12 protein-coding genes and 1 pseudogene are annotated in these 13,056 nt (G+C 37.1%); 7 read left to right on the top strand and 6 right to left on the bottom strand.

From position 1 onward, the window contains the following. Positions 1–133: 133 nt before the first annotated feature. The 5 genes from FNK51_RS22895 to FNK51_RS22875 all read left to right on the top strand — a co-directional run bounded on the left by FNK51_RS22895 (position 134) and on the right by FNK51_RS22875 (position 6,774). Positions 134–1,255: a tyrosine-type recombinase/integrase gene (locus tag FNK51_RS22895; RefSeq protein WP_141994790.1), complete on the top strand. Its 1,122-nt coding sequence runs from the start codon at positions 134–136 to the stop codon at positions 1,253–1,255. Positions 1,256–1,270: 15 nt separating this feature from the next. Next, complete coding sequence (locus FNK51_RS22890; RefSeq protein ID WP_141994789.1) at positions 1,271–3,382, top strand: tyrosine-type recombinase/integrase; 2,112 nt, start codon at positions 1,271–1,273, stop codon at positions 3,380–3,382. After that, positions 3,375–3,755 carry a DUF6262 family protein gene (locus FNK51_RS22885; RefSeq protein ID WP_141994788.1) on the top strand — a complete coding sequence of 127 codons (381 nt, stop codon included), beginning with the start codon at positions 3,375–3,377 and terminating at the stop codon, positions 3,753–3,755. The genes FNK51_RS22890 and FNK51_RS22885 overlap by 8 nt, the downstream gene beginning before the upstream one ends. A gap of 311 nt (positions 3,756–4,066) precedes the next feature. Further along, positions 4,067–4,813: an ABC transporter ATP-binding protein gene (locus tag FNK51_RS22880; RefSeq protein WP_235566124.1), complete on the top strand. Its 747-nt coding sequence runs from the start codon at positions 4,067–4,069 to the stop codon at positions 4,811–4,813. Continuing rightward, positions 4,810–6,774 (top strand): ABC transporter permease, encoded by a 1,965-nt coding sequence (locus FNK51_RS22875; RefSeq protein WP_141994787.1) that lies wholly within the window; start codon positions 4,810–4,812, stop codon positions 6,772–6,774. The genes FNK51_RS22880 and FNK51_RS22875 overlap by 4 nt, the downstream gene beginning before the upstream one ends. 22 nt (positions 6,775–6,796) lie before the next feature. Here FNK51_RS22875 and FNK51_RS22870 read toward each other — a convergent pair whose 3' ends face one another. Both FNK51_RS22870 and FNK51_RS22865 read right to left on the bottom strand, forming a co-directional pair. Beyond that, a complete protein-coding gene (locus tag FNK51_RS22870) occupies positions 6,797–7,795 on the bottom strand; it encodes a sensor histidine kinase (RefSeq protein ID WP_056529105.1) in 999 nt (332 codons plus the stop codon). After that, positions 7,792–8,466 carry a response regulator transcription factor gene (locus tag FNK51_RS22865; protein WP_141994786.1) on the bottom strand — a complete coding sequence of 225 codons (675 nt, stop codon included), beginning with the start codon at positions 8,464–8,466 and terminating at the stop codon, positions 7,792–7,794. Before FNK51_RS22865 ends, FNK51_RS22870 begins: the two co-directional genes overlap by 4 nt. A gap of 318 nt (positions 8,467–8,784) precedes the next feature. Here FNK51_RS22865 and FNK51_RS22860 point away from each other — a divergent pair, with 318 nt between their 5' ends. Beyond that, on the top strand, positions 8,785–8,982 hold the full coding sequence (locus tag FNK51_RS22860; RefSeq protein WP_056529099.1) for a hypothetical protein: 198 nt from the start codon (positions 8,785–8,787) through the stop codon (positions 8,980–8,982). Between the two features lie 77 nt (positions 8,983–9,059). On the opposite strand, the pseudogene FNK51_RS22855 reads toward FNK51_RS22860, so the two are convergent. After that, positions 9,060–9,758 (bottom strand): annotated as a pseudogene (locus FNK51_RS22855) (Tn3 family transposase); the annotation flags it as partial. Between the two features lie 76 nt (positions 9,759–9,834). On the opposite strand from FNK51_RS22855, the gene FNK51_RS22850 reads away from it, so the two are divergent. Beyond that, positions 9,835–10,233 carry a hypothetical protein gene (locus FNK51_RS22850; RefSeq protein ID WP_141994785.1) on the top strand — a complete coding sequence of 133 codons (399 nt, stop codon included), beginning with the start codon at positions 9,835–9,837 and terminating at the stop codon, positions 10,231–10,233. Between the two features lie 514 nt (positions 10,234–10,747). Here the strand turns inward: FNK51_RS22850 and FNK51_RS27825 are convergent. The 3 genes from FNK51_RS27825 to menC all read right to left on the bottom strand — a co-directional run bounded on the left by FNK51_RS27825 (position 10,748) and on the right by menC (position 13,050). Beyond that, positions 10,748–11,092: a transposase gene (locus FNK51_RS27825; protein WP_483296139.1), complete on the bottom strand. Its 345-nt coding sequence runs from the start codon at positions 11,090–11,092 to the stop codon at positions 10,748–10,750. A gap of 18 nt (positions 11,093–11,110) precedes the next feature. Then, on the bottom strand, positions 11,111–11,488 hold the full coding sequence (locus FNK51_RS27820; RefSeq protein ID WP_483296138.1) for an IS110 family transposase: 378 nt from the start codon (positions 11,486–11,488) through the stop codon (positions 11,111–11,113). Positions 11,489–11,934: 446 nt separating this feature from the next. Continuing rightward, entirely contained in the window at positions 11,935–13,050 is a 1,116-nt protein-coding gene (gene menC / locus FNK51_RS22840) for an o-succinylbenzoate synthase (RefSeq protein WP_141994784.1), read from the bottom strand. Positions 13,051–13,056: the final 6 nt, after the last annotated feature.

Genomic DNA, 13,056 nt, shown 5'->3' with positions numbered 1-13,056 from the left:
ATACATACCATTTTTATTTAGTATAAATTGTATAATATATAAGTGATATATGAGTATTTCATTAAATTTCAGAGGGGGGGGGAAAAGTCCCGTAACGGGTAGCGGTAACTATTCTCAAGGAGGGAGATAAAGAATGAGGGTACAAGAAGTTTTAATAGAGAACCAAACCAAACGGTATATGCTTTTAGATCATAATGGGTTTCCTGTTCTCCCTGTACTTAAGTACATTAAATATTTAGATACAACAGGTAAAAGCAGCAATACACAAAAGACATATTGTTACTCCTTGAAACAGTATTTTACTTACTTAGAAGAAACAAATAAGGATTATAAGTACATACGGTTAGAGGACTTAGTGGAATTTGTTGCTTGGTTAAGCAGCCCATACAAAAGTAAAAATGTTACTTCTCTTAAACCAATTAAAGCAAAGAAAACGGAAAAGACAATTAACCTAACGGTTACGGCTGTTACAAATCTTTATGATTACTTGTACAGAAATGAAGAACTACAAAATGACATGGTTGAAAAGTTAATGAAACAAATTTTTACAGGGGGAAGATCACGTTACAAGAGTTTTCTGCATCATGTAAACAGAGACAAGCCTTCTGTACGAAATGTACTGAAACTAAAGGAACCTCGTAAGAGAGTGGAGATCTTAACAAAAGAACAAGTGCAGAAAGTGATAGAGGCAACAACCAATATACGAGATACCTTTTTGATTCAAGTATTATTTGAGACAGGATTGCGTATTGGAGAAGTCCTCTCACTATTCATGGAGGATTTTAAATTTGACCATCAAAAGGGGCATCGCATTCGTTTGGTAGACCGAGGGGAATTAGAAAATGGGGCAAAGTTAAAAACAGGCGAACGAGAGATTTTTGTATCGCAAGCCTTAATGAATTTATATGATGATTACTTGTATGAAGTCTTAGATGAATTGGATTTAGATACAAACTTTGTCTTTGTGAAGCTACGGGGAAAGAACGTAGGAAAACCAATGGGCAATTGGGACGTAGATGCCCTATTTAAGCGTTTAAGGAAGAAGACCGGAATAAGCATTCACCCTCACCTTTTTCGCCACACTCACGCAACAATGTACTATCAGAAAACGAAAGATATTAAACAAGTACAAGAACGCTTAGGGCATTCTCAAATTCAAACGACGATGAATCTATATCTTCATCCTTCGGAAGAGGACATTCGTAAGGATTGGGAAAAAGCACAGCCAGCATTTGAGATAAAGAAAAAGAACTGAAGGGTGTTAAGAGGGATGAAACATATTCAACAGGTACATATAGAGGAATTAGACTTTCACGAACGATTACAGCAAGAGCTATCAACTTATTCTGTGAAAACATTTCACAAAAATGGTTCTGTTACAATGGAGCAAGTGAAGAACTCCTCTTTCTTAGTCAATGATACTTGGAATGTTGACTTTTTAGGTGAGATAAAGCAGTTTGAAGAAATTGTAGAAAATTATAAGGGTTACGGAAAAAATGTTCGTTTCCAATTCACAAGCCCTACGGTCAACTTAGAAGTAAAGTATGTATGGTATCACAAGCTATTTAACGATGAATGGGCTTTAAGTAGTGTCATTGGTGGACAAGCAACAAGATTAAATAAATTAATATTGTTCATGAATCAAAAATACCCTACTACCCATTCACTTCTTGATTTGGACATTGAAAAAGCAGAGAGAGAATGGATATTTTGGTTAAACGAGCAAGGGATTCAGACACAAGAAACTTCGCAAAACACATATGGTGAATACACATACAAGTCAGGAACAGCAAACTTTTTACGAGTCTTACATACAAATCTTTTTGAACTAACGGACAATCGCGAAGAATGGGAAAAAGACCGATGGGATGTACGGATTTTGCATGAAAAGTATGGGATTTATTACAACAAAAGTAAATCCAACTTTTATATTGACTTCACTAAGATTGAAGAAGTCAATATACATCAACAAGTGAAAAGGTATACCAAACAAAGATTATTAAGTAAACATAATTTTACTTGGGGAACGGCACGTGATTATTTAAGATATTTACCCAAATTCTTTTCTTTCATTTTTTCGTTAGAACCAAAATGGAAAGATTTAAAGGGAATGAAGCGTTCACATATGGAACAATACCTTCAATGGCTACATAAATACGCTAAAAACAATTTAAAACAAAAAAATGCACATCCTGAAAAATATGTGAGACTGGCATTAGAGTACTTAGGAAAGTTTCTTTCGGATATTCAACGATACGAATATGAAATCGCCCCCGAAACTCATGTACAATTGTTACTTTTCCCAGAGGATAAGCCGAAGTTACGAAAGAAATCGGTTGATCAGATTGACTATATCCCTGACTATGTGTTAGAACAACTTTTCATCCACATCAATGATTTACCTAAAGATTTAATCCCTGTCGTGTGGGTTGCCTTCAAAACAGGACTTCGTATTTCGGATGTATTAGGATTAACCTCTAGTTGTTTAGTTCAACTAAACGGCAACTATTCAATTGAAACTGACATTGAAAAAACATATGTAAAAGGACATAGAGTCCCCATAGATGAAGAATTAGCAAATCTCCTTGCAGTCCTTATTCGACAATCGAAAGAAAATAGCAATCAAGACAATAATCCCGAAGGATTCATTTTTATTCGCTATCGTGGTTCTCGCAAAGGAAAGCCGTTTTCTCAAAGTTGGGTTCAACTTGCATTAAATACATTAGCAAAAGAAAAAAACATTACCGATGAAAATGGGAACCTATTTCATTTTAAAACCCATCAGTTCCGACATACGTATGCAGTGAAAATGTTAAATGGTGGTGCTGATATTTTAACAGTACAAGAATTATTAGCCCATGCCTCTCCTGAAATGACGTTGCGATACGCAAAATTATTAGATGATACCAAGAGAAGAGCATTTGAGGCTGTTATTAATCAAGGTGTATTCAGTTTTGACTTGAACGGTGAGGTTCAGGAAATTAAGGCTGGCGAAGACATTCCTATAGATATTTTAGATGCCTTGTGGCAAGACCATAAACTAAATGCGATGGACAACCCTTATGGTACATGTCACGCCCGTATTAATGGAAATTGCCCTCACATGGAAGAACCACCGTGTCTAACATGTAACGGTGGTAGCCCTTGTAAGGATTTAGCCATTGGCTTTTCAGAATTAGATGTACATAAGTATGAGTTACTAATTAAAACAACATCCAAAACTATTGATGTGTTAAAGAAACATGGTCGTGAAGAAATTGCGGAGAAAAACGAAAGAAACTTACAGCGTTATAAGGGGATTCTAAACACAATCCAAGAAGGAAACATTATCTTTGGCAGACAGAAACGAATGAAAAGAAAGCAAGGTGTAACGAATGGCTAAATATGACCGTACAGCCCAAATGAAAAGCATCCACGCCCAACGGAAAGCAAACACCTATCAAAAGGTAGATGATGCCATCAAAAGGCTCGTACGAGCCAATGAGAGAATTAACTTTAATAGCGTATCAAACGAATCAGGTGTGACGAAAGCTACGCTGTACAACAATGTCGATATCCGTGATAGGATTGAATCATTAAGGCAGCAACAGTCACAAGCACCTACACCAAAACAAGTGAAGCGAGAAATGAATGAGAGCAACAAGGATGCCCTTATTGAATCACTAAGACGGAAGGTGAAGAAATTAGAAGATGATAACAAACAACTTAGACACCAATTAAAAGTGGCTTACGCAGAGGTATATAAAAAGTTTTAGTATGATTTGAGAACCGTGTTCTCCCTGTTTGTTTTACTAGAAAAAGAAGTATCTTGTTATTCAACAAACGGGCCAGTTTATTGAAGAAGAACTCGTTATCTATTTATCCCTCTTTTCTATTTCTACTTGTACTTCTTGCTACTAAGTTGCATATTGATTTAAGGAATTCCATTTATTAAATTCACTGTTCACACTTTTATTTTACATATTCAAATTGTAATGTGACAAAATTGTAATCTAACTTCCTGTTACATCTATGGTGGGGAAAAAGGATGAATTTTATAGTATGTAACATAAGGAGGAGATTTACGTTGAAAAAAGTATTACAAACTAAAAACCTAACTAAATCCTATGGAAAGACACAGGTTTTAAAAAATATTGATCTGACCATAACTTCGGGTGAATTTACAGCTATTATGGGGCCTTCTGGTTCAGGAAAAACAACACTGATGAATGTGCTATCGACGATTGATAAATTTTCTGGAGGGGAAGTCTGGCTTGAAGAACAGGCGCTGTTAGATTTAAACAAAAAGGCATTACGCACATTTCGCCAAGAACGAATGGGTTTCATCTTTCAAGATTACAATTTGCTTGATACTTTAACTATCAAAGAGAACATTCTTCTGCCCCTTTCATTAAGGGAATTTTCTACGGATGAGATGGAAAGACGGCTGAGACCAGTTATTCAGGCCTTAAATATAGAAGAAATTCAGGAGAAATACCCCACGGAAGTTTCTGGTGGTCAGAAACAAAGGGCATCATCTGCACGTGCCATTATTACAAATCCTGCGATTGTTTTTGCAGATGAACCTACAGGCGCTCTTGATTCCAGATCAGCAACACAATTATTGGAACAGTTAGCGAGCTTAAATGTAACTCTTCAAACGACTATTCTTATGATTACACACGACTCCTATGCAGCAAGCTTCTGTAAACGTGTTATCTTCTTGCGTGATGGAGGAATCGTAAACGAGCTTTATAAAGGTGACCAAAGTCAAAGTGACTTCTTTGATCGAATCCTTCACATCCAGAGTGCCATGGGAGGGAATCAAAGGTGAACTTACTGAATATAACATTCCGGAACGTTCAGCGTAATTTCCGCGTTTATACGATTTATCTGTTTGCGATGATTACAGGTGTCATGATCCATTTCACCTTCTCATCACTGATGTATAACCAGGATATATTGGATGTACTCAACAATAAGGAAAATTTCCAAACCGGGGTGTCGATTGCCTCAGTGGTTATCTTCCTCTTTATCATTTTCTTTATTCTTTATGCTAACTCTTTCTTTATGAAGCAAAGAAAGAAGGAATTTGGACTCTATTTGCTTCTAGGTATGAAAGAAAGTCAAATTACACGAATGGTATTCATTGAAAATTTGATCATCGGATCATTCTCGCTTGTAATTGGAATACTTCTTGGCGGTCTATTGTCAAAATTATTCGGTATGTCATTAATGAACTTAATGCAATACGACAATGTCATTACGCTAAATTTCCCTTATCAAGCGATCGGCTCGACGATTATCCTGTTTCTCTTGCTAGCCATCATCGTAAGTATCCAAAGTTTCTTCTTGATCAGTCGCGTTCAACTGGTGGAGTTGTTTCATGCCAAAGAAAAAATGGAAAAACCCATACCTACCTCGTTTATTATGGCAGCTTTGTCGTTAGTGTTATTAGGAACGGCATTCTTTCTGATCAGCCGGGGCAAAGAATCTAGTATATGGCAAGAACACGCAACTATTGGCATGATTGCTGTAACAGTCGGCATTATCGGCGGCACGTACTTGTTCTTTCGTCAGTTCTCTGGCTGGCTGCTGCAAAAGATCAGCCAGAAGCATAATTTCCATGAAGGCAATCGGGTATTGTGGATCTCGTCATTACGCTTCCAAATAAGGTCGAATACGTTAAATCTTACCTTCATCTCTTTGTTCAGTGCGACCATCATTTTCTTAATTGGATTCGTTTCGATCAATTATGCTGTCCAGTTTGAGGCTGTTGGCAGGAATTTACCGAATGATATTGCGTTCCAGTCATTGGGTAAGGAAACAAACGATGAAATTGAATCTAAAATAAAAAATTCCGACCACTCAATAGAGTATCACAAAACTTTGGAAGCCTTAGTAGGAAAGCCGAGTACAGACATGAACCTTGCTTTTGAGAACCCTGAGTATTTTTCAAAGGACGTATTTCTTTTTCCTGAAAAAGCATATAACGAAATCATCTCATTGCGTGGCGACCAGGAGGAAATCCATTTAGACGGTACGGAAGCTGTATCCCTGTCACAAGGAATGGATTCCCCAAAATCCTTCCCCTCCGATCTGCTGCCACGTTTTAAAGTGAATGTAAATGAAGATATCACTCTAAAACTAGTAGAGAAGAAAGATTACGCATTATTAGGCTGGGCCAGCGACCCTGTTCAATCTATGCTAATAAAGCCCGCAGTCCTGATTATTTCAGATGACGTTTATCAAAACTTAAAAAGCACAGCCAAAACGATTCCTTTTGAAATTTATGAAATCGAAAATGAGAAGCAGGCTGAATCCTTATCAATTGATATACATGCCATTGTAACGAAGAAGCCCGGTACTTACTATTCTTCGTTTGCCGATGTGTATTCAAAGCAAATAGAAGGTTCATCTTTAATGTTATTTGCAGCAGCTTTCCTGGCTGTCATTGCACTGTTTGCATTGGCTAGCGTTATTTACTTTAAACAATTGCGGGAAGCAACGGAAGAACAGAGACAGTATTCCATTCTGCGCAAGATAGGTGCCGCAGACCGTGAATTGAAAAGCGTGATCCGTAAAAAACTTCTCTTTGTGTTCTTCCCTCCGCTAGTTTTAGGCTTTCTGCACAGCTGGCTCATTTTAAAATACTATATCCTGGATTCTGTACAAGATTTCCCGCAGCTTACTTCGATGATCTGGTTCATCTTTGCTATATACTTTGTGATTTATGTATTGTTTTATCTGTCTTCTGCAAATCTCTACTACAAAATCGCAAATCAGAAATATTAATTAGAAAACGCAATGGCCTTTATCATGGTCTCATTGCGTTTTTTTGCATAATAAAATATGGATCAACATTTTTGGGAAAGTGCATAACAAATTCGGTATACAAACCTGTTTCAGAGGTGCACGTGATATAGTGACCAAGTTTATTGGATAACTGCTGTGCTAAATATAACCCCATCCCTGTTGATTTTGTGTATGTACGCCCGTTAGATCCTGTAAAACCTCGGTTAAATATCCGTGGTAAATCAGTCTTTTCTATACCAATTCCATTATCTCTAATAATCAGCTGCTTTTCTTTTAAATCAGAACCTGTCTCAATCTTTATTTCCCCTTCTTCTTCCGTATACTTCAAGCAATTTGAAATTAATTGATTCAGGATAAATTGCAGCCATTTGGGGTCACTTTGGATGGTGGTTGGTTCAATCTGTAACTGCAGGCGGATTTTTTTGGAAATAAAAGTTTTGGAATGAGTTTTTATAACCTCTTTCACCAATTGGTCCAAATCACAATTCTTAATGTCATAGTCTTGATTAAAGTTATCTAACTTTGCATAATAAAGTGCCTGATCCACATAATGCTCTATCCTTGATACCTCATCATGAAAGCTCTTGACATCGATCTCTGTCTGCTGCATCAATCGCAGCACTGAGATGGGCGTTTTAATTTCATGGAACCACGATACAATAAAATCGTAATACTCGTTTTGTTTCTCATGAATCAGATTGAGAGACCTTATATGTTCCCTTTCCTTCTCTTCAAACAATTGCTGTAAAGAGGCTGCCTCTAAAGAAAGGTTCTCGTGATCTTCGTCACCCCTGGCTCGTATCGCGCGTAAATTTTGCTGATACCGGTACAAAAAGAAAATAATTAAAACGAAAAGAGTTAAAACCCAAGCATATAGAAAAGTGTTCCAGTTCCATGTCATATTGGGGTCCGTGTAAAACACGGCAGAAACCATACAAAAGATAAAAACAAATATAATGATATAAGGCTTCTCGTGTTTTAAAAATTGTAGGAACCTCATTCGATCAGATACCCCATTCCTTTACGTGTCACAATAAAGTCTTCTAATCCAATTCCAGAAATCTTACGCCTTAATCGATTTACGTTAACCGTCAGTGTATTATCATCGACAAACCGTTCATCATTCCAAAGAGCATGCATCAAGTCATCTCTGGATACAATTTTCCCTATTCTGCGCATCATCAATTGCAAAATGATAAACTCATTACGTGAAAGCTCAATGGACTGTTCATCAAATTGGATTGTTGAGTTTGTTACATACAATGACAAGTTCCGGTGCGTTAATTTTAGGTTATGGCCATTTTGATAAGTATAATTCCGGCGTAACAATGCACTGATTTTTGCTACAAGAACATCTAAATCGAATGGCTTCTGTATAAAATCATCCCCACCCATATTAATTGCCATGATGATGTCCATGTTTTGATTTCTGGAGGAAAGGAACAGAATGGGCACACTTGAGATTGCACGAATCTGCTGACACCAATAAAAACCATCAAAGGTTGGCAAATTTATATCTAATAAAATTAAATCAGGCTTTGATTTCTCAAAATCATCTAGAATGTGGTCAAACTCCATAATCTCCATAACTTCATATTTCCACTTCGTTAGCGTATCCGCCACTATTTTTCTAATCTTTTCATCATCTTCAATTATCATAATTTTAAACATAACAATCTCCTATTCATGGACTGAATCGATAAAGGTTTAACGTGCATTTTAGCATCCTAATACTAATTATTCCAAACTCCTGTCATTTGTACAATACGTCACTAAAGAATATGGCCCAATTGTTGAATAAAGATCAAACAGCACTCTTCAACTATCCTGCCTGTGGGGCTTAAGATCCCGTCAACTAAACAGTTCGCCCCCTACTTGCTTAAACATGATTTGGCTGGTTGGGACTACGATCTCGTATAACAAGCGAAGCTATGATACTACAAGAAGGATTTAGGGGTACCGGCAATATTCTTTAGGAGGAGATAATAAATGAATCCAGTAGTTGGTCTGGATGTAGCCAAAGGTGAAAGTCAGGTTCAAGCATTCTTGGAGAAGAAGAAGCCTTATCAAGGCAGTTTTAAAGTTACGCATACCATTGAAGGACTAGAAACACTCTTTCACTTTCTGAGAGAAATAGAAAATAGAACGGGGATCAAACCTCCGATTGGGGTACCGTCAACATTTTGACATAAAACCCACGCTAAGACATTTTTTACCATAAAAAAAACCGATAACCCTTACTCTAAGGGTACCGGTTCAGGATTTTATCGATTTAAAGGTCTTAAAGAGTTGAGTCCCGTCATTCTTTTTATATCAAAATTGTACTCTCCTAAAAAGTTAATATGCTCCCAGCCTAATGGCGAAATATGTTTTATCATCTGATCTTGTAATATCCCTTTTTCACTCATGACTTTTGTTGCTTCGGTGAGGTAAACCGTGTTCCAAACGCTTATCGCATTAATTAATATGTTTAAAGCACTTGCTCGCTGAAGCTGGTCTTGTAGTGCTCTTTCCCTGAGTTCGCCTCGTTTTCCAAAAAATAAGGCTCTGGCTAAGGCATTCATAGCCTCTCCTTTGTTTAATCCTCGTTGAATTCGTCGACGTATCGCTTCATTTGAAATATAGTCTAACATGAAGATCGTTTTTTCAATCCTACCCATTTCGCGGAGTGCCGTAGCCAAACGATTTTGCCTTGAATAGGACCCCAACTTTCCCATAATAAGTGAACCAGAAACTTTCCCTTCCCGAATGGAGTGGGCTAGACGTAAAACGTCATCATAGTTTTCTAGAATAACCTTTGTATTAATACGCCCTCGTAGTAGTTTTTCTATTGTTGGAAACTCACCAGGTTTATCTATTACATATAGTCGAGTATCAGACAGATCTCGAAGGCGAGGTGCAAAACGAAACCCAAGTAGATGGCTCAGTCCAAAAACTTGATCAGTATAACCAGCTTTAATTGTACTAGTATTAGAAGTAGTAATTAACGTATCCCATGTTATCAACTACTTCTTTTTTATTTCTTTATAGAATCATTATGTGTACTATGAAATTTATGGATATATAGTATCTAACGATTATAATCAATTTGAAGAACAAACAGAGGTCATCTTAGACAAGAACCCAATATATAACTCAACAACTTGGATTAATAATATTCCTGAAAGCATTTGCATATATCAAAGTTCAACGGATGAAAATTGTTCTGAAATAAAAGATAAAAATAAAATAGAGAACATTGTTGGCTTTATTAACGAAGCAATTGATTGGAATGTAGAAGTATTACTTCGTGAAAAAATAAGCGTAATTGATTTCGGAGATATGAAAATAAAAGTTCTTTATGAAAATGAAAAAGAAATTTATTTTCAATCAGATAAAGGTACAAAATTGATGAAATCAGAACCTGATTTCATTAAACTTACAAACCTCTTACAATAGGTCTTTTTTTACGGGTCCTTTTGTGCAATATCAAATGCTGCTATTTAGTTTAAAATTTTTGTGACCATCTTCCATTAAAGGGCGCGTTTGTTGAACAAGAAGTAAAAGGGCGATACATATTATATATGACTAATATGTATCGCCCTATATTTTTTATGGATTTTTACGATTTATGTCTTGATAAGTTAACCCTGCTTGTGTCTTAAGGCATGTGTAACTTAGAAATAAAGTTTGATCGTTCTTCATACTTCTTAATGAACTAAACCAGCTAATAGGATGTCAATATCTTTCTCTAAAATTTTCATTTCCCTTATTTTATACAATTTTTGGCCATGCCAAATAACCCTCCAAAACCCTTTTGGATGGATTTCTCTCTGTTTCACCAAACCGTTAATCAGGCTAAATCTAGGAACGTTTCTTTTCTCTTTAATAAAGCGTAAATCCAATGAAGCAACTTATTAATACAGGCAACGATTGACACTTTGGCAAGTTTTCCTCCTGATTTTTTCTTATCCTAGAATTCTTTAAGCTTTTTGTTCCTTGAACCTCTTATGTCGCATAGTACGGCAAGATACAAGGAATGGCTTAGTCTGGTCGAACCCCTTTTAGTCATACGATTAATGGTTGCCGTAAACTTACCCGATGAGTGAACACTTGGATCTACCCCAGCGAAGACAACCAGTTTTTTCGGATGATTAAACCGATCGATTTCACCAATTTCAGAGATAATCGTGGCTGCGATTTTTTCTCCTATACCGGGAATCAATTGGATGATCTTATATTCTTCCATTTCAATTGCCAGGGCCACTATACGATCTTCCACATACATATTCGTTACGATTTCCTGCTGTCTTGACAAATTCCGAAGGTCTATAAGCTAAATCCCTCTAATTTTATGAGGTTCACCTTTATAATACAGCACACACAACTGTACGCATCGATTGCGTCTGTTTTTACCTTTCGTAAACTGGTCTTCTTTGCCTGATAAGAAATAATCGGGTTTAGTAAGATATAGAATCCCTTGTTCCTCCGAGTATTGAATAACGGGAGAATGGTAATGCCCTGTAGATTCTAAAATGATCATAGGCATTTGCCCTGTCACCTCTTCAATTTCTTTTAGAAAATCTAAAAAATGATCTAATTCCTCTTTGATATGCTTCATTGAAAAGCTCTTCCCATACGGTTTAGATTGATCTAAAAATACATGAACTTGGCTCTCCCCTTTTGCCACATCCAGACCAACAACTGGATTCATTATTTTTTCCTCCTCTAATTATTAACCAGTACCCCCTAGTCCTCCATGCAGTGTCATAGCTTCGCTTGTTATACGAGATCTAAGTCTCAACCAGCCTCAACCATGTTTCTGGAGGACAGTTTACTTCACGGGATCAAGTCTAATACAGAGAGGGCGAACAAGATTGCCGTCACCAAGGCAGGTATCCCCGTTTTTCCACCTGCTGAGATTCCCGATGCACTATCAGCCATTAACCATTTTATCTATGTAAGATCAGCATTACTCCTCAAGGATAGGGGTTTATCGAAACGCAGACTTTACCTTTGTCGTAGCATTGCAAGTACTTCCAATCACTATTGTTTGTGTTCAAAAAAAGGCATGCTCCCTTCTTGGGGAATCATGCCTTTATGTAAGGAAAATAGATGTTGTAGGTAGGAACTACCCTAGGCGTTTCTTTCAACCCTATTCTAACTTAAATTAAATGTTTGACTGTTTATAGTATACTTATCGATTTTTTCCATGCTTGGTTCATAGCCAATTCCGGGCAATTCTGGAACCATGATTATTCCGTTTTCCACTGTAACTTCAGGGTCAATGATATCTTCTGCCCAGTAGAGGGAGGAAGCTGCGGTATCTCCCGGAAGAGTAAAGTTTGGCAGTGAAGTGATTGCAATATTATGCGCTCTTCCAATGCCTGATTCCAGCATACCACCACACCATAGCGGAATTTCATGTTCAAGACATAAATCATGGATTTTCTTGGATTCAGTCAAACCTCCGACACGGCCAATCTTAATATTAATAATTTTACAACTGCCTAATTTAATAGCTTTTCTAGCATCCTCCAATGAGTGAATGCTTTCATCCAGGCATATAGGTGTTTTTAACCTTGACTGTAAATCTGCATGGTCAATGATATCGTTATAGGCAAGCGGCTGTTCAATCATCATTAAATTAAAATCATCCAAGGCGGATAACCGGTCTATATCTTGTAAGGTATAAGCTGAATTTGCATCTGCCATGAGCGGGATTTCAGGATATACTTTTCGGACCTTGTCTATTAATTCAACATCCCAGCCCGGTTTGATTTTTAGTTTAAAGCGTTTATAGCCTTCACCGAGACGTGCTTCAATCATATCTAGGGTCGAATCGATCGAGTCCTTTATCCCGATGCTTACCCCCACTTCAATTTCCTTTTTTGTTCCACCTAACACACTTGAGAGAGAGGCATCTTGCTTTTTCGCATACAGATCCCAAATAGCACCTTCTAAAGCTGCTTTTGCCATATAATTACCGCGAATATGGGAGAAATATTTTTCAGAGAGTTCATCCGGATGCTTGATTTCATTTTTAAGAATAATTGGAATTAGATAATCCTCGAGTATATGCCAGTTTGTTTTTAAGGTCTCTTCATTATACAGAGGGTCGAGCATCGCAACCGATTCAGCCCAACCGGAAATGCCATCATCGCTTTTTGCTTCTACAAGGATAAAATCCCTATTGTATTCCGTCCCAAAGCTAGTTGTAAAAGGTTCAAGCAAGTCTAGCTTAAGATGCCTTAGGATAACTTGTTTAATTTTCACTTGGAA

Origin of the sequence: Bacillus sp. B4EP4a, from assembly GCF_006680105.1 — a bacterium.
Classification (GTDB): Bacteria; Bacillota; Bacilli; order Bacillales; family DSM-1321; genus Peribacillus; species Peribacillus simplex_E.
The sequence above is the reverse complement of the archived record's forward strand: the minus strand, read 5'-3'. Positions and strand labels throughout refer to the sequence as shown.

What these genes read in the sequence shown, in the direction of transcription:
- FNK51_RS22865 (WP_141994786.1), bottom strand. Translation starts at nt 8,466, where the DNA reads ATGTTTAAAATTATGATAATTGAAGATGATGAAAAGATTAGAAAAATA.
- FNK51_RS27820 (WP_483296138.1), bottom strand. Translation starts at nt 11,488, where the DNA reads ATGAATCCAGTTGTTGGTCTGGATGTGGCAAAAGGGGAGAGCCAAGTT.
- FNK51_RS22890 (WP_141994789.1), top strand. Translation starts at nt 1,271, where the DNA reads ATGAAACATATTCAACAGGTACATATAGAGGAATTAGACTTTCACGAA.
- FNK51_RS22895 (WP_141994790.1), top strand. Translation starts at nt 134, where the DNA reads ATGAGGGTACAAGAAGTTTTAATAGAGAACCAAACCAAACGGTATATG.
- FNK51_RS22870 (WP_056529105.1), bottom strand. Translation starts at nt 7,795, where the DNA reads ATGAGGTTCCTACAATTTTTAAAACACGAGAAGCCTTATATCATTATA.
- FNK51_RS22860 (WP_056529099.1), top strand. Translation starts at nt 8,785, where the DNA reads ATGAATCCAGTAGTTGGTCTGGATGTAGCCAAAGGTGAAAGTCAGGTT.
- FNK51_RS22885 (WP_141994788.1), top strand. Translation starts at nt 3,375, where the DNA reads ATGGCTAAATATGACCGTACAGCCCAAATGAAAAGCATCCACGCCCAA.